Below are 21880 nucleotides of genomic sequence, written 5' to 3' on the forward strand. Positions count from 1 at the left end.
GTCATTTTTTTAAATAATTTAAAATCAATGCATTAAAAAAAATACATAATTAAACCTAACTCCGTACAGATGAAGCACCAGATAAAAAATAAGCGATTTTAATTACCAAAATAGCTTTATTACTTCGTAAAAAATATTGCACGATAAAAAAACAAACCATTAGTATTCAAAACAAATAAAACTAAAAAAATGGTCACTTGGTTTCAAAACAAACCTGATACGCTGATTAATAACTCAATAATAAAATTATTTAAAACCTGAAACACAAAAATCTCTTAGTAAAGTTAGCCAACAGGCGATTAGCGTCTCATGCCAATCCTGCTCATAGACTCGCAAGATTAACGTTGCCGTGTCGTGAAACGGGGCCGCAAGAGCAATTACAACAATGCCCTGGAGCTAGGCCATGTCGAAATTTGATAACGACTCAGATCTTAAGAAGGTGCTGAATACCTGCAGGCGCAGCTTTATCTACGTTGGGCTGTTCAGTTTGTTTATTAACTTACTGATGCTGGTTCCACCGCTCTATATGCTACAGGTCTACGATCGGGTTATTACCACGCGGAGCCAGGAAACGCTGCTAATGCTGACTCTGGTCGTGGTGTTCCTGTTCGTGGTCATGGGCGGATTGGAATTAATGCGCTCTCGAATCCTAGTACGGGTTGGCAACCGGCTTGATGTACTGATTAGCCAACGGCTTTATTCCGCGATGTTCAAACGCACTCTGATGATGCCCGGTAAGCCTTCGGCTCAGCCGCTAAATGACCTTACAACGCTGCGCCAATTTCTTTCCGGCAACGGCCTGTTCGCTTTTTTCGACGCCCCCTGGGTGCCTATCTATATCGCCGTTCTGGCAATGTTTCATCCATGGTTCGGCCTTTTCGCCCTAGGCGCCGGGATTATTCTGGCGGCATTGGCCGTTATCAACGAAATGATTACCAAATCGCTGTTAAACGACGCCAACAGCCAGCACGTACTCGCTCAGGACTTAGCTAACAGCAACCTTAGAAACGCTGAAGTGCTTCATGCCATGGGAATGCTACCCGGCATCATGGGTCGCTGGAGCGCACGGCATCGCGAATATCTGGTGCTACAATCTAAAGCCAGCGACCGGGCAGGTTTGATAACCAATACCTCCAAGGTACTCAGGTTAATGTTCCAGTCGTTAATTCTCGGCCTGGGCGCTTACCTGGTACTGGCCGGCGACTTAACCCCCGGCATGATGATTGCGGGGTCTATCCTGATGGGGCGCGCGCTGGCACCTATTGATCAAATGATCAATGGCTGGAAGGGCTACTCCGGTGCGCGTACGGCACGTGCCCGCCTTGAAGAGCTGCTGAATATCATTCCGGCTGAAGAGCCACGGATGCCGCTTCCCAAGCCTAAAGGGCGCCTCGTGTTGGAAGGCGTGACCGCAGCGCCTCCTGGGCAGAAACTGGCGACGCTGCGTGATATCAATCTGACGCTGGCCAAAGGAGAACACTTAGCCGTCGTTGGCCCAAGCGCATCGGGTAAGACGACGCTTGCCCGCGTGGTACTTGGCATCTGGCCAAGTCAGTTTGGGTGTGTGCGCCTTGATGGCGCGGATATTACCCAGTGGAACCGCGCAGCGTTAGGCGCTCACATCGGTTATCTGCCCCAAGATATCGAGCTGTTCGACGGCACCATCTCTGAGAATATTGCCCGCTTCGATGAAGTAGATGCCCAGGCGGTAGTGCTCGCGGCACAGCGGGCGGGTGTTCACGAAATGATTCTGGAGCAACCCAACGGGTACGACACATGGTTATCCCATGGCGGAAACGCCCTTTCGGCAGGTCAGCGCCAGCGCATCGGCCTGGCAAGGGCGCTCTATGGCCAGCCAGTGCTGATAGTACTGGATGAACCGGATGCCAACCTGGACGAAGCGGGCGAACACTCACTTGCCAACTGTTTGATCCGCCTACGCCAGGAGGGCACCACGGCACTGATCATTACCCACCGCTCACGCCTGCTACATAACGTCGATAAGGTACTGGTACTTAGAGAAGGCCAGATCTCTTCGCTCAAACCACCTCCCCGAATGGCGCCCGTCACCAAGATGACCGCCGATGGAAATCGCCCCGTGCAGCCCCAGCGCGTGGCCGCCCTGAAACCCAGTGCGCGCGGCCGTAATAGCAGCGAGGACACCCAGTCATGAATATACAAAATCCCCCAGGTTTCAGCATGCCGCAAGCGGCTAACGATGAGTTACCGCTGGAAGATAGGCGCTACCGACGGCTGGGTATCGCCATACTCATTATTGCCGTTGGCGGTTTTGGCAGCTGGTCGGTATTCGCCAACCTGGCCGTCTCGGTGGTTGCGCCAGGCTCTGTCTCGGTCGAGAGCTTTACCAAGACGGTGCAGCACCTGGAAGGCGGCATCGTCGAGCGCATCCTGGTTGAGGACGGCGACCACGTAGAGGCAGGCGATGTATTGATGGTGCTTGACGATACCCAGGCGCGCTCTCAGCTGCAGGTCACCCGTTCTAACTATCTGATTAGCCGGGCGACCGAAGTGCGCCTTCTGGCTGAGCTAAGCGATGCTGAGACGCTCAACTTTCCTGAGGAGCTGACCGCATCCGACAACCCGCGGGTTCAAGAAGTAATGGATGTCCAGCGCCGTTTATTTGACTCCCGCCGCGAATCTTTATCTAGCACCCTGGCCTCGCTAGACGAGCAGATCGTGCAGATGAACGAGCAGATAGAAGGCTTGACCAATACTCAGAACATCAACCAGCGGCGCATCAGCTCGCTCGAAGGTGACGCCGCCAGCCATCGCCAACTGTTTCAAAGAGGCATGATCAGCAGCCAGAGAATGCGCGAATTGGAACGTGAGAGCCTGGAGTACCAGAGTTTCAACGCTCAACATGCATCTGAAGTCGCCCGCCTGCATTCTCAAATCAGCGAGAACGCGCTGCAAAGGCAGGTCCGCCGGCAGGAGTTTCAGCAGCAAGTCGGCGAGGCACTGCGTCAGACTCAAAGCGAAGTCGCCGATGCTGAAGAGCGTCTGAGTGCGCTTCTGGATAAGGTAAACCGCACCCAGGTACTGGCGCCGGTTTCCGGCACGGTGGTAGGCCTAATGGTGCATACGCTGGGAGGCGTTATCCGCTCTGGCGACCCGCTGCTGGATATTGTGCCGACTAATGTCGGCTTCATTATTGAGGCCAAAGTGGCTGACCATGATGTCGATCACCTCTACATAGGTCAGCCGGCGGAAATTCGCTTCAGCGCTTTCAACCAGCGTTTATCCAATGTCATCGACGGCGAAGTCATCCATGTAAGCGCCAACAGCTTCGAGGATGAGGCTACCCGGGCACGTTATTACAAGGTCCGCTTGCGCGTGACCAGCGCCGGTGAAGAAAATATGACCGAGTCCATGAAGCTACTCGCCGGTATGCCTGCTGAAGTGATGCTGCGGACGGGGGAAAGAAGCTTTTCCAGCTACATTGCAAAACCCCTGACCGACATGCTGGCCCGCGCCATTCGTGAAGATTAAGCGATAACCCAGCCGAGGCGGCATATCTAGAAGCGCACTTCCGCCTCGCGCTTTCTTACAAACTGGCTGGCTTTTTCGGCAGTGGCTGTTCTCTACCGTTTGCGATACGGTCTATCATATTATCCGCTGCGTAGAGACCACTATGGCTGAAAGCAAGAAACTGCTGATCATTGCTCACGCGCCCTCTGAGAACACCCAGAAGATGTTGGAGGCCGTGATTAATGGCGCATCCAATCACGACGTAGAAAACGTGCAAGTACGCTCTCTTACCCCGCTTGAAACACAGCCCGACGACATCAATGCCGCTAGCGCCATTATCCTGGGCACGACCGAAAACCTAGGCTATATGGCGGGCTTGATGAAAGATGTGTTTGATCGATGCTACTACCCGTGCCTGGATAAAACCGAGGGCTTGCCGTTCGCGTTTTACGTTCGGGCTGGTCATGATGGCACCGGCACCCAGCGGGCCATTGAAAGCATTACCAAAGGATTGCGCTGGAGACTGGTGCAAGACCCGCTTATTTGCCGGGGAGACTTTCAAGCAGGATTCATTGACCAATGCGAGGAACTAGGACTGGCAATGGCGGCCAGCCTGGAAGCAGGTATTATCTGAGTGCCTTATTCCTGAGTGACTTATTCGCAAAAACGGCGCCCTAGGGCGCCGTCTGTCTATTCAAGCCGTTTTTTACTTCAAGCGCTCGCTTACTTCAAACGTTCAAATACGGTTGCCACACCCTGCCCCATGCCGATACACATGGTCGCTAAGCCCAGCGTGGTATCGCGCTGCTGCATGACGTTCAATAGCGTGGTGCTGATACGTGAACCTGAGCAGCCCAGCGGGTGACCCAGTGCGATCGCGCCGCCATGCAGGTTGACCTTTTCATCCATAGCATCCAGGAAGCCCAGATCTTTTAAGACCGGCAGACTTTGCGCTGCAAAAGCTTCGTTAAGTTCGACAGTTTGGATATCATCCGACGAAAGGCCAGCGGCCTTCAACGCCTTTTTAGAGGCCGGCACCGGCCCATAGCCCATAATTGATGCATCACACCCTGCCACACCGGTGGAGAGCACTTTGGCGATAGGCTCCAGGCCCAACGCCTGGGCGCGCTCGTAGCTCATGATAGCCATGGCCGAAGCGCCCACTGAAAGCGCTGACGACGTACCCGCCGACACGGTACCGCTACGCGGATCAAACACCGGCTTAAGCTGCGCCATGGATTCAAGGCTTGCATCGGAGCGGATCACTTCGTCATTCTTGAACAGCACTTTAAAACCACGCTGATCGTGGCCTTCAACACCAATGATTTCGTTATCGAAGTAGCCTTTTTCCATTGCCGCCTGAGCACGCTGGTGCGAACGCACGCCAAACTTGTCCTGATCCTCCCGTGTAATGCCGTGCATCTTACCCAGTAGCTCAGCGGTCAGACCCATCATCATGGAGGCTTTGGCAGCGTATTTGCTGATCGCCGGGTTCACATCGACACCGTGAGCCATGGGCACGTGCTCCATATGCTCAACGCCGCCGATGATATAAAAATCACCCATACCCGCTTTGATATTCGCCGCCGCAATATGCAGTGCGGTCATCGAAGAACCGCACAGGCGGTTAACCGTCTGCGCCGGTACCGAGCGTGGGATGCCGGTCATGATCGCCGCATTACGGGCGATATTCATGGCCTGCTCAAGGGTCTGGTTAACGCAGCCCCAAATCACATCATCCACTTCCGAAGGATCCAGGTTGGGGTTACGCGTAAACAATGCCTGCATGACCGCAGCGGACAGGTTTTCCGCACGAACGTTACGAAACGCGCCATGCTTGGCTTTTGCCATGGCGGTACGTACACCGTCGACCACCACGATATCTCTGGGATTCAAACTCATCTTATTTCTCCTGTGCGCGGTGACTTAGGCCTGACCGGGGGCGGCGTAAAACTGCTCGTTGTTTTGCGCCATCTGACGTAGCTTGTCCGTCGGCGCGTAAAGCGGGCCGAGTTCTTCAGCCAATCCTTCAGCCAGCTTGACGAATTCAGCAACGCCCATGGCATCAATGTAACGCAGCGCACCACCGCGGAAGGGAGGGAACCCAATACCGTAAATCAACGCCATATCCGCTTCGGCAGGCGTATCAACGATGCCGTCTTCAAGACAACGCGCCGTTTCCATGCAGAGCGGTACCATCATGCGCGCTATGATGTCCTCGTCGGAGAACTCTTTCTGCTCTTTAACGACCTCTTTGATTAGCGCGTAAGCCTGTTCGTCAGTCACTTTCTTGGGCTTGCCCTTTTTATCCTCTTCGTAGGCGTAGAAGCCCTTGGCATTTTTCTGGCCCAGGCGCTCGTTTTCATACATCACCTGAATCGCAGTTTTGCCTTCACGCGCCATACGGTCCGGGAAGCCTTCTGCCATCACTTCATTGGCGTGAACCGCCGTGTCCATACCCACCACATCCAGCAGGTAAGCAGGACCCATTGGCCAGCCAAATTTTTCCATGACTTTATCAACACGCTGAAAGTCGGCGCCCTGCTCTACCAGGAAGCTGAAACCGCCAAAATAGGGGAACAGCACGCGGTTAACTAGGAAGCCTGGGCAGTCGTTAACCACAATTGGCGTTTTACCCATCGCGCGGGCGTAGGCAACCGTAGCAGCAACTGCAGCGTCAGAGGTTTTCTCACCGCGAATAACTTCGACTAACGGCATACGGTGCACGGGGTTGAAAAAGTGCATGCCGCAGAAGTTTTCCGGACGCTTAAGGTTCTGGGCCAAGCGGTTGATCGAAATCGTCGAGGTATTGGAGGCAAGGATAGTATCTTCACTTACCATACCTTCAACTTCGGTCAACACCGCGTCTTTAACCTTGGGATTTTCCACCACAGCTTCGACGACCAAATCGACATTACCGAAATCGCCGTAGGAAAGCGTGGGGCGGATGTTGGTCAGCTTTTCGGCCATTTGCTCATTGGTGAGCTTTTTACGCTCGACTTGTTTGCCAAAAAGCTTGCGAGCTTCTTTCAAGCCCAGCTCAATGGCCTCATCCTTGATGTCTTTCATCAGGATGGGGGTACCTTTGGAAGCGCTTTGGTAGGCGATACCGCCACCCATGATACCCGCCCCCAGTACCGCCGTTTGCTTAACCGGCTGGGCCTGTTTTTCATACTTGCCGGCTTTCTTTTTCACCACCTGATCGTTCATGAACAGACCGACCAGATTAAATGCCACGCTGCTCATGGCCAGCTTGGCAAAAGCTTTTGCTTCGATAGCCTGGGCGCGCTCGCGCTCTTCACCAGCCCCTTTTTGAATAACCTTGATAGCCTCGATCGGCGCGGGATAATGTGGACCGGCTTTGCCGGCGACATACCCTTTGGCGGTTTCAAACGCCATCATCTGCTCAATGGCGTTGAGCTTAAGCGGGCCTTTTTTCTCTGCGCGGCGCGCCTGATAATCAAGCTCACCGTTATTGGCGCGGTCGAGAATATCCAGCGCCGCCTCGTCTAGCTGTTCGGCGCTAACCACTGCGTCCACAGCGCCTACTTTCAAAGCCGCATCGGCGCGATTCTCAGTACCACCGGCAATCCACTCAACCGCATTGTCAGCGCCGATCAACCGCGGTAAGCGCACACATCCGCCCCACCCCGGGAGAATGCCCAGTTTGGTTTCGGGCAGGCCAATCTTGGCTTTTTCGCTCATTACGCGAAAATCGGTAGTGAGCAACACTTCGCAACCGCCGCCGAGGGCAAGGCCATTGATGGCAGCAACGGTTGGGAAAGGAAGATCTTCAATCGCATTAAAAATATCGTGTACCTTGAGATTCATCTCCTCAAGGTACGCTTCACCCTTGGTAAACAGGCTGTGAAACTCGGTGATATCCGCCCCGACGATGAACGCGTCTTTGCCACTACCAATCATCAGGCCCTGCAAGTCGTTTTCCACCTGAAGAGCGCTAACGGCCTCTCCCAGTTCGGTAACAACAGCGCTGGAAAGCTTGTTTACGGACTCATCTTTTAAATCAAAAATGAGCCGTGCGATATGATGGCCACCCAGGGTGTCACGACGCTCCACCGTGATGGCGTTGCCTTGATAGATCATCCGTGCTCTCTCCACAAGTTGAACTGGCGCCCCTGTCAGCAAGTTCTCAGCCAGCAAGTTCTCAGCAGGTTCGCCGAACATTTCATACGGTCGTTTGATAGCATTAGCTTGGTTGAGTAATCGACCAACGTCAAGCCCTGACTTTTGGCTAATCCCAGCCTTATTGCGACCCTTCTTGAGCGTTTATCGTTCGCTATTGAGGACACTTTCAGGCTATTGCATACCGAGCGTCGACTTTTGTCGAAAACCCAAGGATCATAGTCGTTTTATTTTAGAGTTATACGTTTATGGGCGCACTGCTAACACCTTCGCGTGTCAAAGCTATTCAACAATTTGTTGAGCGTTTGATCGAGCGGCTAAAACCCTGGAGCTGGCTTTGGCCACCGATGGCGTTCGCCGCGGGGCTGGGTAGTTTTTTTCTGGTTGACCGCCAGCAGTGGCTAGGCGCGGCCTTGGCGCTTGGCCTGCTGTTTACCTGGGTGCTGTTACTTTCCGAAAGCTTGATTGGCCGTTGGTTAGCACGGCGCGGGCACCCTACCCTGCCCAGGGGTGCCACCACCTTTATTGCCCAGATGATTCACCAGGAAACGCTGTTTTTCACGCTGCCGTTTATTTTAATTACCACGGTATGGAACAGCGGACAAACCCTGTTTGCTTTATTTGTGGTGGTAATGGCGCTGCTCTCGATTATTGACCCACTGTATTACAAAGTCGCTGGCCGGTGGCGCAGCCTGTATTTTGTTTTTCATGCGCTTTGCGTCTTTTTAGTGGTGCTGGTGACGCTACCGATCATGTTGCACCTCACCACTGGCCAAAGCCTATTGCTGGCGATGTCACTGATGGTGCTGGTTGCGCTGCCCAGCTTTTGGCATTTACTTAAACGCCACTCGTTAAAGCGCTGGTGTGCTTTTTTAGGATTAACGCTAGTGCTTGCTTATGCTGCCTGGCTAGGTCGCATCTGGGTGCCGCCCGCAAGCCTCTGGATGACCGGTAGCGCGCTTTCTCCTGCGCTCAATATTCAACAGCGCACGCCTCAGGGCTCGATCGCGCTTACTCCACAGGCTATTCGTGAAAACGGCCTGTATGTCTATACCGCGATTCGTGCCCCGCGAGGCTTGAGCGAAACGATCTACCATGCCTGGCGGCACAATGGTGAACCCTTGGATATCGTCACGCTGGATATTAATGGTGGCCGCGAGCAAGGCTATCGAGCGTGGAGTCATAAGCTTAATTTCCCGGAAGACCCCACCGGTGACTGGCGAGTGGATATCATGACCGATAGCGGCCAGCGCTTAGGGCTTATCCGCTTTACGGTATCGGAAGACCCGCAGAAAGCCTCCATAGCGGATAGTACTATTCGCCCTAGCGGTTTAAGCGGGCTTAATCTACGCCGGTTTGTGCCCGGCGGACGGGATAATTCCGAGGTATCAATGGATGACTAATTTGACCTATGCTTGCAATCAGAGCCATTGCTTATGACAATTCATCCTCTCACTTTTTAGTAGCGAGTTGCCCATGGCTTCATCGATTGGTTTTCGTCTTGCACGCCTGCCGCATTTGTGGCGTTCGATTTTGGATCGCAGGCTGGCCCCGCTGGGGCTAACCCAAACGCGCTGGGTCACGCTATATCATATCTGGCGTTTGGGTGAAGGCCATCCACAGTGTGACCTGGCTCGTGTGATTGGCGTAGAAGCGCCTTCGCTAGTGCGTACGCTTGGCCAGCTTGAGGAACAAGGCTTGGTTGAGCGACGCGCCTGTGACAGCGACCGCCGCAGCAAGCGCATTTTCCTTACCCCAGATGCCATGCCGCTTCTTGAGCAGATTGATAGCGTTGCCAAAGAAGCACGCACTGAGATGCTAGCAGGCTTGAGTGATGAAAATATTGAGCAGTTGGATAAGTGGCTGACCGTCATTGAGTCTAACGGGCTTGCCATCCAAGCCCGCGACCAGGAAACACCGCCTGAGACGCAGACTTCTTCAACGGCCTCCTCAACACCCGCTTAATCAAGGAACGGGGGAGGCATCACGATTGGGTGCATCAAACCCTTTTTGGATCGGATCGTCCGCTAACCCTCCAAGCTCACTACGCAGTTGATCGAATGCAGCTGCGTAGACCCTCAAACGCTCCGCTGTCTGTGATTCCCACCACCATAGCGCCAACCCAGTTGAGCTAGACTCCACGACCAGTGCATCCTGAGGCAAACGCTCAAGCAGCTCCTTCAAGATTTGCTCTGCCGCTTGCGGCAAGGGTCGCAGCGGTGCGATGCGCCAACGCCAGCCGGCACAGTAACGCTCCAGCGCACTGCTTGCATTACTGTCACGCACCAGTAAAAAATCAGGGCCTGGGGCTGCTTGCGGGTAATACCACCGGTAGGCTGGCATCAGGCCTTTAAAATGATGCAGCGGTGGTTTTTCAAGCTTAACGCTAATGCCATACTCAGCGGCACAGTTGCGCAATACCCCTTGGCGTTTTTGGCGCGGACTAGGCTTTAGCCACATGACCGGCGCTGAGACGAAGATCAAAACAAAGATAATTATTAACCATTCCATTGCTACTTTAACCTCACTTAAGCCACACTAACTTAGCTACTTAAAAAAACCATGACGCAGGTCGTTGTGAAGACAAGGTACGCCACCTAAAGTAATAATTATTAAACAAAGCGATTTCTTTGTTACTCACTGCTGAGGAGAAGTGTCATGAGCTACCACCATATTCTGGTTGCCGTCGATTTAACCAAGGACTCTCACAAAGTTCTGGAACGTGCTGTGGTGATTGCTGAACGCAATAACGGCGCCAAAATTTCCATCATGCATACCCTAGAGCCCCTCGGTTTTGCCTATGGTGGCGATATTCCGATGGATCTTACCAGCATACAAGACCAGCTGGATGAACATGCCAAAACGCGCCTGGCTGAAATTGCTACCCCGCATATAGCACCCGCCGACCAGCACGTTGTGGTAGGCATGCCGGATACTGAAATTCACCGTTTTGCCGCTGACCATGATGTCGACTTAATCGTGGTAGGTTCCCATGGCAGGCATGGCTTTGCCTTACTGCTGGGGTCTACTTCGACCGGAGTGTTACACGGCGCCCAATGCGACGTGCTTGCCGTACGGGTTGGCAACAAAGGTGAAAAAAGCGTCGAGTAAGGCGTGAGCTAACGCCGAAAAACGTCTCACCAGGAACATAAAAGAAGGCGCCTTGCGGCGCCTTCTTTTTTAATCACCCGCAACCATTGCCTCAAGTTCCATCCAGCGCTCCATTGCGGTTTCCAGCGATTGCTGAACAGCCTCAAGCGCTTGAAGTCTTGCGGTTACCGTACTGGCATCCTGTTGATAAAAAGCCGGATCACCAATCTCCTGTTCCAGGGTTTCAACCTCACTTTCTAAACGCTCAATCTCTGCGGGCAGCGCATCCAGCTCACGCTGCAGCTTATAAGACAGCTTAACCGCCTTCTTGACCGGTACGGCCGCAGACGCCTCAACTTTCTTAGCTGGCGCCGATGAGGTAGGTTCCGTTTTCTGACGGGCCGCCCCCTCCCAGGGTGCAGGGGGAAGCGTTCCACCCTGACGAATCCAGTCGGTATAGCCGCCGACGTATTCCCGCACCTTACCTTCGCCTTCAAAGGCCAGCATGCTGGTCACGACGTTGTCCATGAAGGTTCGGTCGTGAGACACCAGCAGCAGCGTGCCGTCAAAATCAAGCAGCAGCTCTTCAAGCAGCTCCAGGGTTTCCATATCCAGGTCGTTGGTCGGCTCATCGAGTACTAACACATTGGCCGGCTGGGTAAACAGCTTGGCCAACAGCAGGCGATTGGATTCACCGCCCGAGAGCGCTTTGACCGGCTGACGCACACGCTCAGGGGTAAATAGGAAGTCCTGCAGGTAGCTCATCACATGGCGGTCTTTACCGCCAACGCTCACCCGGTCACTGCCCTGGGCCACGTTATCATAAACGGTTTTTTCCAGTTCAAGCCCGGCACGTAGCTGGTCGAAATAGGCCACTTTAAGGTTGGTACCCAGCTGTGCGCTACCTTCGGTTGGCTCAAGTTCGCCAAGCAGAATTTTGAGTAGCGTTGTCTTGCCCGCCCCGTTGCGTCCCAGAAAGCCAATACGATCGCCCCGCATTACTTCAAGGTTGACGTTGCTCAGGATCACATCATCGCCAAACCGCTGGGTAACGCCTTTAAGCTCAACAACCCGCTTGCCGGTGCGCTCGCCGCGATCCACCGTCAAGTTGGCCGTGCCCTGACGCTCGCGGCGCTGGCTGCGCTCGTTGCGCATAGCTTCAAGTGCGCGAACGCGGCCCTCATTACGGGTACGCCGCGCCTTGACGCCTTGACGTATCCAGGCCTCTTCCTGCGCCAGCTTTTTATCAAATTCAGCGTTCTCCCGCGCTTCCACCTCAAGCTCATGCTGCTTACGGGCCTGGTACTCTTCGTACTTACCGGGGTAGCGCCCCAACTGACCGCGATCCAGCTCCAAAATATTGGTCGCCAGCTTGGAGAGAAATGCCCGGTCGTGGGTAATCAGCAGCACCGCACCGTTAAACGCCAAGAGCTGCTCTTCAAGCCAGGCAATCGTGTCCAGATCCAGGTGGTTGGTCGGCTCGTCGAGCAGTAACAGGTCCGGCTCAGAAACCAATGCACGAGCCAGCGCCACGCGCCGACGCCAGCCACCGGAGAGCGAACTCATTTCAGCAGCGGGCGGCAGGCCCAGGCGGGTAAGCACCGTGTCGATACGTTGATGAAACGACCAGCCATCGATGGCTTCCAGGCGCGTTTGCAGCGTCGCCATGCGATCCATGTCAGGGTCGGGATCATTGATCAGATGGTCGTACTCAGAGAGCAGCTCGCCTGCTTCCGGCAACCCCTGGGCCACCATATCGAAAATGGTCATGCCCGAAGACTCAGGCAGCTCCTGAGCCAGTACGCCTATTTTCAGGCCCGGCGCCCGCCAGATCGAACCGTCGTCCGCCTGAATATCACCAGCGACCAACTTTAAAAGCGTAGATTTACCGGTGCCGTTGCGCCCGACCAGCGCCAGCCGCTCGCCTTTTTCTACCGTAAGATCGGCGCGGTTCAATAGTACTTGGGTGCCGTAGGCAAGTTGCAGCTGTTCAAGTCGTAACAAGGTCACGCAGTATCCTCCTTCGTCGTGAGGCGCACAGTGTAACGCATGCACTCATTACGCGCGTGGTCCTTATAGAGCCAAATGCATCATCGTGCTAACGTTTGAGATAAAGAACAGGGAGGCGAACACGTAGTGACCGTTACCGTCTCGATGCATTTTGTTAACCAGCTCTTTTGTGGCCTACCTGCCACAACAAAGCCACGTGCTCATTATTTGGCAAAAGCTGGCATTTCGCCTTTTTTAATTGATGCCCCTCATGGTCGAGTCACCGTTGAGCAGTTTGCCGAACTCTATCGTCTTCTGGTGTTTGACCTAGACGATGAAACGCCGTGTTTCTTTGCTCGTCCGCTTCGTGGCGGCACGCTTAAACTGCTCTGCTTAAGCATGCTGGATGCACCAAACTTACAGGTGGCGCTGCACCGCTATACGCAGTTCTTCCATATTTTACTTGATGACTTTAGCTATCAGTTTTCAGTTGCTAATGGCCTGGCGCGCATGGCACTAAAAGAGCATGCGCCGTTAAAGGGCAGTCGTATTTTAATTCATGAATTAATGCTTAAGTTGTTTCATGGCATTGCATCGTGGTTAATCGCCAGTAAAATCCCGCCAATCTTGATGGAATGCGCCTACGCGCAGCCCATTCATAGTGCAGACTATCTTTATTTTTATCCGGGTATCGTACGTTTCGACCAGCCCCAAACGGCGATGTCTATAGATTCAACGCTTCTGGATCATCCGATTCGACGAACCAAACAGCAGCTAGGCGCTTTTTTACGGCATGCGCCAGCGGATTGGTTTTATGTATCGTTTGAAGATCGGCTGCTTAGCCACCGGGTACGCGAACATCTTGCCCGTCATTTAGCAACCTCAGGCAGCGTGCAACACGTTGCTCGTGCTCTACATATGTCAGTGCGTACCTTATCGCGCCACCTTCAGCAGGAAGGTACTCACTTTCAGGCAGTAAAAGATGAGTACCGACGTGACTATGCCGTGCAGGCACTGACGCGAAGTGAAAAACCTTTGATAGCTATCGCTGAAGCGCTAGGGTTTGAAGACTTGGCCTGCTTTAGCCGGGCGTTTAAAACCTGGACCGGCAATTCACCCGCCGCGTACCGCAAAGCACGAACGACGGGGCTGGCAGTTAATTAATTATAATTCGTAACGTATACGCTTTTTATCCAGCTTACCGACGCTCGTTTTAGGAATCTCGTCGACAAACCGGATCATTGTGGGAATTGCCCAGCGATTAAGCTTCCCCTGTGCTACAAACTGTTCCAAAAATTCTGTTACGTCTTGTGTGGTCGGTGGGTTGTTAAGATCGCTAGGAACCACAAGTCCAGCAGGCCGCTCTCCCCATTTTTCATCCGCCACCCCAATAACCGCGACTTCGGCTACGCCAGGGCATTGGCTAATGAAGCTCTCAATTTCCAGCGATGAAAGCCACTCTCCACCCGTCTTAATCACATCTTTAATACGGTCGCTAATCGACAAAAAGCCGCTTTCATCCAGTGTTGCGACGTCCCCCGTATGCAACCAACCATCGCGCCATAGATCTTTACTACGCGTCTCTTCTTTGTAATAAGCCTGAGTTAACCAAGGCGCCTGCACCCGCACTTCACCAACGCTTTTACCATCATGAGGTAGCGGTTGGCCGTCTGGATCAACCACCTGCAGTTTTACCAGTGGTATCGGCAGCCCTGCTTTACACCGCCATGGAAGCTGGGTATCAAAATCCGCCTGCTCAATGTGAAAAGGCAAGATGTCGGCCGTTAAAAGTGGGCAGGTCTCCGACATACCGTAAGCACTGCGCGTATCGATTCCCAACTCCCAGGCACGCCGTGCCAGTGATTGTGTCAACGCGCTGCCGCCAACCAGTACTTTCCAACCCGAGAGATCAACGCGCTTTGAGGCGACGGCTTCGGAACTCACCACCATATTCAACAACGTGGGCACGCAATGGGAAAAATCGACCTTCTCATTGACCAGTAACGCCACGAGCATTTCAGGTTCGTAACGTCCTGGGTAGACCTGCGTGGCCCCAAGCAACGTGGCGGTATAAGGCACACCCCAGGCATGAACATGAAACATCGGGGTGATCGGCATATACACCTTGTCGCGGTTGAGTAGCGCGAAACCCGGCACCTGAAATGTACTTGCCTCACCCAGGGTATGTAACACTAACTGCCGATGAGTAAAAAAGACCCCTTTAGGGTTACCCGTTGTGCCGGTAGTGTAAAACAGCGTTGCGACTGCATTTTCATCAAAGGTGGGAAATTCATAATCGTGAGGCTGCTCGCTTAGCAGGCTCTCATACTCCCCCGCTAGAGGCAGCGATGTGCTAACGGGGCTTAAAGTCTCTTGGCATAGTAGATAGCCACGTACACGGGGCAGCTTTTCAGCCAGGGGCTCCAAAAGCGGTACAAAGTCTTCGTGCACTAATACAAAAACGTCTTCCGCATGCTCCATGGCATAAAGAATCTGCTCGGGGGCGAGCCGGACATTGACGGTATGCAGTACAGCGCCAATCATGGGAATCGCGAAAAAACACTCTAAATAGCGGTGGCTATCCCAGTCCAACACGGCCACTACGTCCCCGGCTTTAACGCCTTGAGCGGACAATACATGGGCAAGCTGATGCACCCGCTCACGAAAGATTTGATAGCTATGCCGACGCTGGTCACGATAAACAATCTGGTTATTGCCCGCCATACGGAGCCCTGAATCAAGCAAGTCGCCAATCATTAGCGGCGGGTTCGTCGCGCTAGGCGCAGCTGGTAGGATTTTTGGTGTTACCGTCGGCATAAAAAGCTCCTTAGATTTTATTATTGTCTGGGTATAGGTCATTACCAACGCTCAATTAACAGCGCAATGCCTTGCCCTCCGCCAATACACAAAGTGATCAGACCAAAACGCCCATTGATTCGCCCAAGCTCATGTATAGCTTTAAGAATTAATATTGCACCGGTTGCGCCAACCGGATGGCCAAGGGCAACGGCACCGCCATTGGGATTAAGCTTATCCAGAGGAAACTCAAGGTGCTGGGCAACGGCAAGCGCTTGAGCGGCAAATGCTTCGTTGGATTCAATCACATCAATATCATGAATGCTCAGCCCGGCTTGCTGCAAACAGCGCTTAACAGCCGGGATAGGCCCTAGCCCCATAAGCGAGGGCTCCACACCGGCAGTCGTTGCCACGCGCAAGCGCGCCCTGGGCGTTAGTCCTCTCTGCTTCGCTTCATCCATATGGGCAAGTACCAATGTTGCTGCCCCATCGTTAATTCCCGATGCATTGCCTGCGGTTACTCTGCCCTCTTTTTGAAAGGCAGGTTTTAAACGGGCTAAATCTGCCAGTTGGATGCCACTGCGCACATGCTCATCCTCGGCAAAGCGAACGGATTGCTTGCCCTGCACAACGTCAACCGGCACTATTTGTGCCGCAAAGCGACCTTCCTCCGTTGCCTGGGCAGCTTTTTGATGGCTTTCAAGTGCAAACTGATCCAGCTGTTCACGGGTTAAACCATACTGCTGGGCAATATTTTCAGCGGTCATTCCCATATGTCCGCTACCAAACGGGTCGCTAAGCACACCTAGAGTCAAATCTTGTACGGCTATATCGCCCATGCGGATGCCATTACGCGCTTGCGGCGGCAGTAAATAAGCGCCCCGCGACATCGATTCGGCACCACCCGCTAGCGCTAACCGACTATCCCCCATGACAATCTGCTGGGCAGCAGAGATGACCGCCTGAACGCCAGAGCCACACAGCCGGTTGACATTAAACGCGCCAGCTTCCTTGGGAACACCAGCTTTCAAGGCGATGTGTCGTGCCAGATAAGCATCTTGTGGGCCGGTGGTAATAATATGGCCATACACCGCGTGGTCGATATCGTCACCTGAGACATTCGCACGCAATAATGCCTCTTTCGCCGTGATTGCGCCCAGCTCATAAGGCGCCATAGACGAAAGCGATCCGTTAAAATCGCCAATAGCAGTACGGGCTCCCTCTAAAATCACCACATCATCAAGCCGCATAAATATCTCCTAGTGTCATGCAGGTATTCACGTAGCAAGGATCAATCAAGCCGCTTTACCCAACAGTGAGCGCGCCACAATTTCTTTCATGATTTCAGAGCTTCCGGCATAGATCGTTTGCACACGTGCATCCAAATAAAATCTTGAAATTGGGTATTCGTGGGTGTAACCGTAGCCGCCAAATAACTGCAGGCAGCGGTCGACGGCGCGACACTGCAACTCACTTAGCTGTAATTTCAGGATTGCCGCATCGGTACTGGTCATGCTGCCCTGGCGATACTTGGCAACACAGTGATTAAAGTAGGCACGTGCCATATCAAGCTGTGCTTTAATTTCTGCCAGCGTAAAGCGGGTATTCTGAAAATCGGCCACCCGTTGGCCAAAAGCTTGGCGCTGAGCAACATAATCAAGGGTCAATGCCAGAGCGCCCTCGACCGCCCCCAGCGCTTGAGCGCCCACCCCTAAACGCTCACGGAGAAGTTCTTGCATTAGATAGCGAAAACCGGCGCCTTCATCACCGAGCAGAGCATCATTGGTAAGCTCCAGCTGATCAAACGCCAGCTCCGCCGTATCGCTGGCATGCTGGCCAATCTTTTTAATGGGTTTACCACGCGAGAAGCCAGGCAACGAAGTGTCCACTAAAAACAATGAGACCCCTTTTGCTCCTGCACTCGGATCGGTTTTTGCGCATACAATCACCATATCCGCCACCTGGCCATTGGTAATAAACAGCTTACTGCCGTTCAATACCCAGCCTTCAGGAGTTTTGGTAGCGCGGGTTTTCATCGCGGCCAAATCACTACCTGCATGAGGTTCACTCATGGCGATGGCTCCTAAGCACTCGCCTTGCGTCATAGCAGGTAACCATTTTTGACACTGATCGCTTGTGCCTAAATTTTGTAAATAAGGCATTACGATGTTGGCGTGAATATTGTAGGCGCTGGCAAGCCCACCAAAGCCTTGCCGGGAAATCTCTTCTAGTGCCAACTGAGTAATAGCGATATCCGCGCCTGCGCCGCCATAAGTCTCATCTAGGTCGATCCCCAAAAAACCTGCGACTCCTAACGCTCTCCAAAGGCTACGAGGTATTTCACCCTCGGCTTCCCACTGTTCATAGAAAGGAGCGACTTCTTGCGCTAAACAGCGCGAAATCATGGAGTGAAACAGCCCCGTCGCTTGCTCGTCCATGTTTACTCCTTGAGCTCTTCACGCAAATGACGTTTAAGAATTTTACCGGCGGTACTTTTTGGTAACGCTTCTGCAAACACCACTCGCTTGGGGACTTTATAAGGAGCTATTGAGCTTTTGGCATGATGGATAAGTTCGCTTTCACTAACAGATTGCCCCTCCTTCACCACTACCACTGCCGTAATAGCTTCAATCCACTTATCATCAGGCAGGCCAACTACTGCTACTTCCGAAATTGCGGGATGTTTAAACAGCACTTCTTCCACTTCGCGGCTGGCCACCAATATGCCACCGGTATTAATGACATCTTTTATACGATCAACAACATATAAGTACCCTTCTGCATCGAAATACCCCATGTCGCCGGAGTGAAACCAGCCGCCTTGAAAAGCCTCTGTAGTCATTTCGGGCTTATCCCAATACCCCGTCATCAATTGCGGTGAACGGTGAACAATTTCGCCGTGTTCACCAGGCGCAACATCATTCAACTCCAGATCCACTATTCGGGTTTCGACCGTTAATATTGGCCTCCCGGCGGAGGCGGGGCGCTCAAGATGCTCTTCTGGTCGCAAGACCGTCGCCAGAGGCGCAATTTCGCTCTGTCCATAACAGTTATAAACCCCAACGCCAGGGAAACGCTGCTGCATTTCTTGCAGTACCGGTACCGGCATAATAGAGGCGCCGTAATAAGCCTTTTTCAGACTGGTTAAATCAAACTGATCAAAATTGGCATGGCGTAACAGGCTGATCCAAACCGTGGGAGGAGCAAAGAACGAGGCAATTTTTTGTTCGGCAATAGCATAAAGGCAACTCTCAGGCAGCGGCGCTTCCAGTAGATAAACGTGCGCGCCTAATAGCAAAGCTGGCATTAAAAAGACATGCATCTGTGCCGAATGATAAAGCGGCAGCGCTGCCAGCATCACCTCACTGCCCGTTATATCCAGCTCCACCATACACGCCATATATTCAGCCATTAACGCTTGGTGACTCATCATTGCGGCTTTTGGCGCCGCTGTTGTACCCGAGGTGTAGAGTAATTGCGCTAAGCTAGCCCCCTCCAGCGCCACCTCTGGCTCATTTGTTGCCTGCGTTGAACACGCCACGGCCAATACGTCAAAACTGCTTTCCTGGGGGGTAGGATTTGCGGCATGCAGCGTTCCACTTAGCACCAATCCGAAATCTTGTGTTGCCTGCGCGACTTTTTCTTCCAGGGAAATATCACTAAGCAGCCCCTTCGCTCCAGACTGTTCAAGGATATAGCGCAGCTCATCGCTGCTCAGCGCAAAGTTGATAGGCACATGCACAAGGCCTGCCTTGGTGGCAGCCAGCCAGGCAATTACGTAGGCATCCGAGTTTTTACCGTATACGGCCAGCCGGTCACCGGGGGCAAGACCAGCCGCTAACAGGCCATTAGCCACATTATTAGCAGCGTCGTTAAGAGCTTGATAGCTCCATGTACGTTCGCCAAACGTCAGCGCGGGCTGCTGTGAATATTTTCGAGCACTACGATTTAACGCAGCGCCAATCGTATTTCTCTGAATCAAATGTGTATCAGACATGCCAAGACCTTTATGTTTTTGTTTCGTTGGCAACACTTCAGCTATTCACCAATGGGCATACGCTCTCAGAAAGCGGCCGAAATGCCTCTTCTGCAGGAATCGTGCGCACAATGCGAAAGAGGTCGTCTTCGTCTGCAGATTCTTCGGGGGTTTTCACTTCAACAAGGTACATGTCATGCACCATACGTCCGTCTTCACGAATGTAGCCATTGGTCGCGAAAATATCGTTGATCGGTGTATCCACCATTTGTTGGCGTACTAATTGGGTATTGTCAGTGCCTGTGGCTTCGATGGCTTCCAGATAATGGCGGGTGCTCGAGTAAAGCCCTGCATGCACCATGGTAGGCATGCTGCCGGTGCGCTCCCGGAAGCGTTCAGCCCATGCGCGGGTCTCATCATTTAAGTCGTAGTACCATGCTTTGGTAAATTGCAGCCCCTGGGCGTTGGCTAAACCGATACTTCGCACATCCGTACTGAATAACACCATGCCGGCGAGGATTTGCCCTGCCTGCGTGATGCCAAACTCACCGGCTGTTTGCACCGCATTGATAGTGTCGCCTCCGGCATTATTTAATGCGATTACGTCAGCACCTGATGCCTGGGCCTGCAGCATGAACGAAGAGAAATCATTATTTGGGAAGGGGTGCCTGGCACGACCAACCACCGTGCCGCCGTTTTGTGTGACAACGCGCTCAACGTCTGCTTCAAGCGCATGGCCAAAAGAATAGTCTGCACTTAGCAGGTACCAGTTTTTGTATCCTTCTTGGGTAATCGCCTTGGCCGTTCCGTTGGACATGGCCCAGGTATCGTAAACCCAATGAATATGGTTGAGAGAACAGTGCTCATTCGTAACGCCTGACGAAACAGCACCGTTCACCAAACCCAGCTTATCGGCGTCTTCGAGTAGTTTTACAGCGGCTAATGTGACCGATGAAGCGACCAACCCCGTGACCATATCGACGTTACGCTCATCAATCCACTCGCGTACAACACTCGATCCTACATCAGGGCTGTTACGGTCATCCGCACTAAAGACCACCACTTTAGCGCCATGCACACTACCGCCTATATCTTCAATTGCCATTTCAATAGCGTCTTGCCCTAGCGGCCCGATCGGGTCACGGTAGACACCTGACATGTCGGCTAAGTATCCAATGCGGATCTCATTGTCAGAAATACCCTCGTTCGCAGCGACGCCTGGCATGTAGCTCGCTAGTAGAACCGCTGAAGATAGGGTGGAAATAGCAAAATGGCGTGATAGTCGCATAGCGTTTTACCTATGTGTTGTTGTTATTGGATAAGCCTTAAGTACGCTTTAGTGCATGTCTTTCTCCATAGTAGGAGTAAACACCTTTCGCCTGTTTACCTATCAAGCCAGATTTTTTGCAATTCGTGCCATTCGCTGCTGACACCCGAGGGAATCTTCGCGCATTAGTCGATACTTGCGCTTAGCGTTACAATGGCGTTTTTGCTTTTTCGACGTTTTTACTTTCTCGACAAAGGAGTGACGCTTGGCTTCATCGACTGTCGATAGTTTTTTACCTGAAGCGCTTCAGTTTCGTTCTCCTTCACCGCTGGTGGATATCGGCGCTAATTTGACGCACGAGAGCTTTGATCGCGATCTTGACGATGTTATTGCGCGCGCTCAGGCGGCACAGGTCAAAACGCTGATTGTGACCGGCACAGACTTGGCCCATGCCGAGCAGGCGGTAAACCTTGCGAAGCAATACCCAGGCTTGTATGCAACGGCGGGCGTTCACCCGCACGATGCCAGCGGCTGGAGTACAGAACTGGCGCACAAGATGAAGGCGCTACATGCGTTACCCCAGGTCGTTGCAGTGGGCGAGTGCGGGCTGGATTTTAATCGCAACTTTTCCACACCAACCGAACAAGAGCATGCGTTTGAAGCGCAGCTGGCGCTGGCCGTGGAAAGTGGCCTGCCGCTTTTTTTACACGAGCGTGATGCAGGCGTGCGAATGCGCGAAATACTCACCGCTTGGCGCGATGATATCAGCGACGCTGTCGTGCACTGTTTTACCGCTGACCGCGATACGCTGCACGGCTATCTTAACCTGGATATGCATATTGGCCTGACCGGCTGGATCTGCGACGAGCGTCGCGGCCATCATTTGCGCCCGCTGGTTAATGATATTCCTCTGGAGCGCTTGATGGTGGAAACCGACTGCCCTTACCTGCTGCCCCGCAACCTGCCCGCTAAGCTAAAGGGACGCCGCCATGAGCCAGCGCTTCTACCGTGGATCGTAAAAGAAATTGCCGAGTGGCGCGGCATCAGCGAAGCTGAACTAGGCAGTGCCACGACACGAACTGCACAGCGTTTTTTCCGTCTGCCCACAGAATATTGAAAGGAGTACGAGC

General features: G+C 53.1%; 17 protein-coding genes. 8 read left to right on the forward strand and 9 right to left on the reverse strand.

Annotated features, from left to right (window positions below; all coding sequences use genetic code 11):
- Positions 1-403: 403 nt before the first annotated feature.
- The 3 genes from ACT3R7_RS11520 (at position 404) to ACT3R7_RS11530 (ending at position 4123) form a co-directional block, all read left to right on the forward strand.
- Positions 404-2173: a type I secretion system permease/ATPase gene (locus ACT3R7_RS11520; RefSeq protein WP_193091723.1), complete on the forward strand. Its 1770-nt coding sequence runs from the start codon at positions 404-406 to the stop codon at positions 2171-2173.
- Positions 2170-3510 carry an HlyD family type I secretion periplasmic adaptor subunit gene (locus ACT3R7_RS11525; RefSeq protein ID WP_193091724.1) on the forward strand — a complete coding sequence of 447 codons (1341 nt, stop codon included), beginning with the start codon at positions 2170-2172 and terminating at the stop codon, positions 3508-3510. Before ACT3R7_RS11520 ends, ACT3R7_RS11525 begins: the two co-directional genes overlap by 4 nt.
- 142 nt (positions 3511-3652) lie before the next feature.
- Entirely contained in the window at positions 3653-4123 is a 471-nt protein-coding gene (locus ACT3R7_RS11530; RefSeq protein ID WP_193091725.1) for a flavodoxin family protein, read from the forward strand.
- Between the two features lie 89 nt (positions 4124-4212).
- On the opposite strand, the gene fadA is transcribed toward ACT3R7_RS11530, so the two are convergent.
- Together fadA and fadB are read right to left on the reverse strand one after the other, a co-directional pair.
- Positions 4213-5391 (reverse strand): acetyl-CoA C-acyltransferase FadA, encoded by a 1179-nt coding sequence (gene fadA, locus ACT3R7_RS11535; protein WP_018917509.1) that lies wholly within the window; start codon positions 5389-5391, stop codon positions 4213-4215.
- 24 nt (positions 5392-5415) lie between these two features.
- Entirely contained in the window at positions 5416-7593 is a 2178-nt protein-coding gene (gene fadB / locus ACT3R7_RS11540; protein ID WP_496199117.1) for a fatty acid oxidation complex subunit alpha FadB, read from the reverse strand.
- A 287-nt stretch (positions 7594-7880) separates the two neighbouring features.
- Here fadB and ACT3R7_RS11545 point away from each other — a divergent pair, with 287 nt between their 5' ends.
- On the forward strand, positions 7881-9035 hold the full coding sequence (locus ACT3R7_RS11545; RefSeq protein WP_192537657.1) for a DUF5924 family protein: 1155 nt from the start codon (positions 7881-7883) through the stop codon (positions 9033-9035).
- 73 nt (positions 9036-9108) lie between these two features.
- Positions 9109-9597 carry a transcriptional regulator SlyA gene (slyA, locus tag ACT3R7_RS11550; protein WP_192537658.1) on the forward strand — a complete coding sequence of 163 codons (489 nt, stop codon included), beginning with the start codon at positions 9109-9111 and terminating at the stop codon, positions 9595-9597.
- Here slyA and ACT3R7_RS11555 read toward each other — a convergent pair whose 3' ends face one another.
- Positions 9598-10143, reverse strand: a complete 546-nt coding sequence (locus ACT3R7_RS11555) for a preprotein translocase subunit YajC (protein WP_193091727.1) — start codon at positions 10141-10143, stop codon at positions 9598-9600.
- A gap of 147 nt (positions 10144-10290) precedes the next feature.
- On the opposite strand from ACT3R7_RS11555, the gene ACT3R7_RS11560 reads away from it, so the two are divergent.
- Positions 10291-10743, forward strand: a complete 453-nt coding sequence (locus ACT3R7_RS11560; protein WP_192537660.1) for a universal stress protein — start codon at positions 10291-10293, stop codon at positions 10741-10743.
- A 69-nt stretch (positions 10744-10812) separates the two neighbouring features.
- On the opposite strand, the gene ACT3R7_RS11565 is transcribed toward ACT3R7_RS11560, so the two are convergent.
- Positions 10813-12732, reverse strand: a complete 1920-nt coding sequence (locus ACT3R7_RS11565; RefSeq protein WP_193091728.1) for an ATP-binding cassette domain-containing protein — start codon at positions 12730-12732, stop codon at positions 10813-10815.
- A 126-nt stretch (positions 12733-12858) separates the two neighbouring features.
- On the opposite strand from ACT3R7_RS11565, the gene ACT3R7_RS11570 reads away from it, so the two are divergent.
- Complete coding sequence (locus ACT3R7_RS11570; RefSeq protein WP_319643923.1) at positions 12859-13875, forward strand: AraC family transcriptional regulator; 1017 nt, start codon at positions 12859-12861, stop codon at positions 13873-13875.
- Here ACT3R7_RS11570 and ACT3R7_RS11575 read toward each other — a convergent pair whose 3' ends face one another.
- From ACT3R7_RS11575 to ACT3R7_RS11595, 5 genes are read right to left on the reverse strand one after another with little or no spacing between them, the layout of a single operon-like run.
- Entirely contained in the window at positions 13876-15528 is a 1653-nt protein-coding gene (locus ACT3R7_RS11575) for a fatty acid--CoA ligase (protein ID WP_193091729.1), read from the reverse strand.
- A 41-nt stretch (positions 15529-15569) separates the two neighbouring features.
- Complete coding sequence (bktB, locus tag ACT3R7_RS11580; RefSeq protein WP_193091730.1) at positions 15570-16757, reverse strand: beta-ketothiolase BktB; 1188 nt, start codon at positions 16755-16757, stop codon at positions 15570-15572.
- Positions 16758-16802: 45 nt separating this feature from the next.
- The gene (locus tag ACT3R7_RS11585) at positions 16803-17945 is read right to left on the reverse strand and encodes an acyl-CoA dehydrogenase family protein (RefSeq protein WP_193091731.1); all 1143 of its coding nucleotides are present in this window, start codon (positions 17943-17945) and stop codon (positions 16803-16805) included.
- 2 nt (positions 17946-17947) lie between these two features.
- Positions 17948-19504, reverse strand: coding sequence for a fatty acyl-CoA synthetase (locus ACT3R7_RS11590; RefSeq protein ID WP_496199118.1), 1557 nt, complete (start codon positions 19502-19504; stop codon positions 17948-17950).
- Positions 19505-19541: 37 nt separating this feature from the next.
- Positions 19542-20771: an ABC transporter substrate-binding protein gene (locus tag ACT3R7_RS11595; RefSeq protein ID WP_193091733.1), complete on the reverse strand. Its 1230-nt coding sequence runs from the start codon at positions 20769-20771 to the stop codon at positions 19542-19544.
- Between the two features lie 244 nt (positions 20772-21015).
- On the opposite strand from ACT3R7_RS11595, the gene ACT3R7_RS11600 reads away from it, so the two are divergent.
- On the forward strand, positions 21016-21867 hold the full coding sequence (locus ACT3R7_RS11600; RefSeq protein WP_193091734.1) for a TatD family hydrolase: 852 nt from the start codon (positions 21016-21018) through the stop codon (positions 21865-21867).
- Positions 21868-21880: the final 13 nt, after the last annotated feature.

Source organism: Halomonas sp. AOP43-A1-21, assembly GCF_052376775.1.
GTDB classification, from domain to species: domain Bacteria; phylum Pseudomonadota; class Gammaproteobacteria; order Pseudomonadales; family Halomonadaceae; genus Vreelandella; species Vreelandella colorata.

What these genes read in the sequence shown, in the direction of transcription:
- ACT3R7_RS11520 (WP_193091723.1), top strand. Translation starts at nt 404, where the DNA reads ATGTCGAAATTTGATAACGACTCAGATCTTAAGAAGGTGCTGAATACC.
- ACT3R7_RS11525 (WP_193091724.1), top strand. Translation starts at nt 2,170, where the DNA reads ATGAATATACAAAATCCCCCAGGTTTCAGCATGCCGCAAGCGGCTAAC.
- ACT3R7_RS11530 (WP_193091725.1), top strand. Translation starts at nt 3,653, where the DNA reads ATGGCTGAAAGCAAGAAACTGCTGATCATTGCTCACGCGCCCTCTGAG.
- fadA (WP_018917509.1), bottom strand. Translation starts at nt 5,391, where the DNA reads ATGAGTTTGAATCCCAGAGATATCGTGGTGGTCGACGGTGTACGTACC.
- fadB (WP_496199117.1), bottom strand. Translation starts at nt 7,593, where the DNA reads ATGATCTATCAAGGCAACGCCATCACGGTGGAGCGTCGTGACACCCTG.
- ACT3R7_RS11545 (WP_192537657.1), top strand. Translation starts at nt 7,881, where the DNA reads ATGGGCGCACTGCTAACACCTTCGCGTGTCAAAGCTATTCAACAATTT.
- slyA (WP_192537658.1), top strand. Translation starts at nt 9,109, where the DNA reads ATGGCTTCATCGATTGGTTTTCGTCTTGCACGCCTGCCGCATTTGTGG.
- ACT3R7_RS11555 (WP_193091727.1), bottom strand. Translation starts at nt 10,143, where the DNA reads ATGGAATGGTTAATAATTATCTTTGTTTTGATCTTCGTCTCAGCGCCG.
- ACT3R7_RS11560 (WP_192537660.1), top strand. Translation starts at nt 10,291, where the DNA reads ATGAGCTACCACCATATTCTGGTTGCCGTCGATTTAACCAAGGACTCT.
- ACT3R7_RS11575 (WP_193091729.1), bottom strand. Translation starts at nt 15,528, where the DNA reads ATGCCGACGGTAACACCAAAAATCCTACCAGCTGCGCCTAGCGCGACG.
- bktB (WP_193091730.1), bottom strand. Translation starts at nt 16,757, where the DNA reads ATGCGGCTTGATGATGTGGTGATTTTAGAGGGAGCCCGTACTGCTATT.
- ACT3R7_RS11585 (WP_193091731.1), bottom strand. Translation starts at nt 17,945, where the DNA reads ATGGACGAGCAAGCGACGGGGCTGTTTCACTCCATGATTTCGCGCTGT.
- ACT3R7_RS11590 (WP_496199118.1), bottom strand. Translation starts at nt 19,504, where the DNA reads ATGTCTGATACACATTTGATTCAGAGAAATACGATTGGCGCTGCGTTA.
- ACT3R7_RS11595 (WP_193091733.1), bottom strand. Translation starts at nt 20,771, where the DNA reads ATGCGACTATCACGCCATTTTGCTATTTCCACCCTATCTTCAGCGGTT.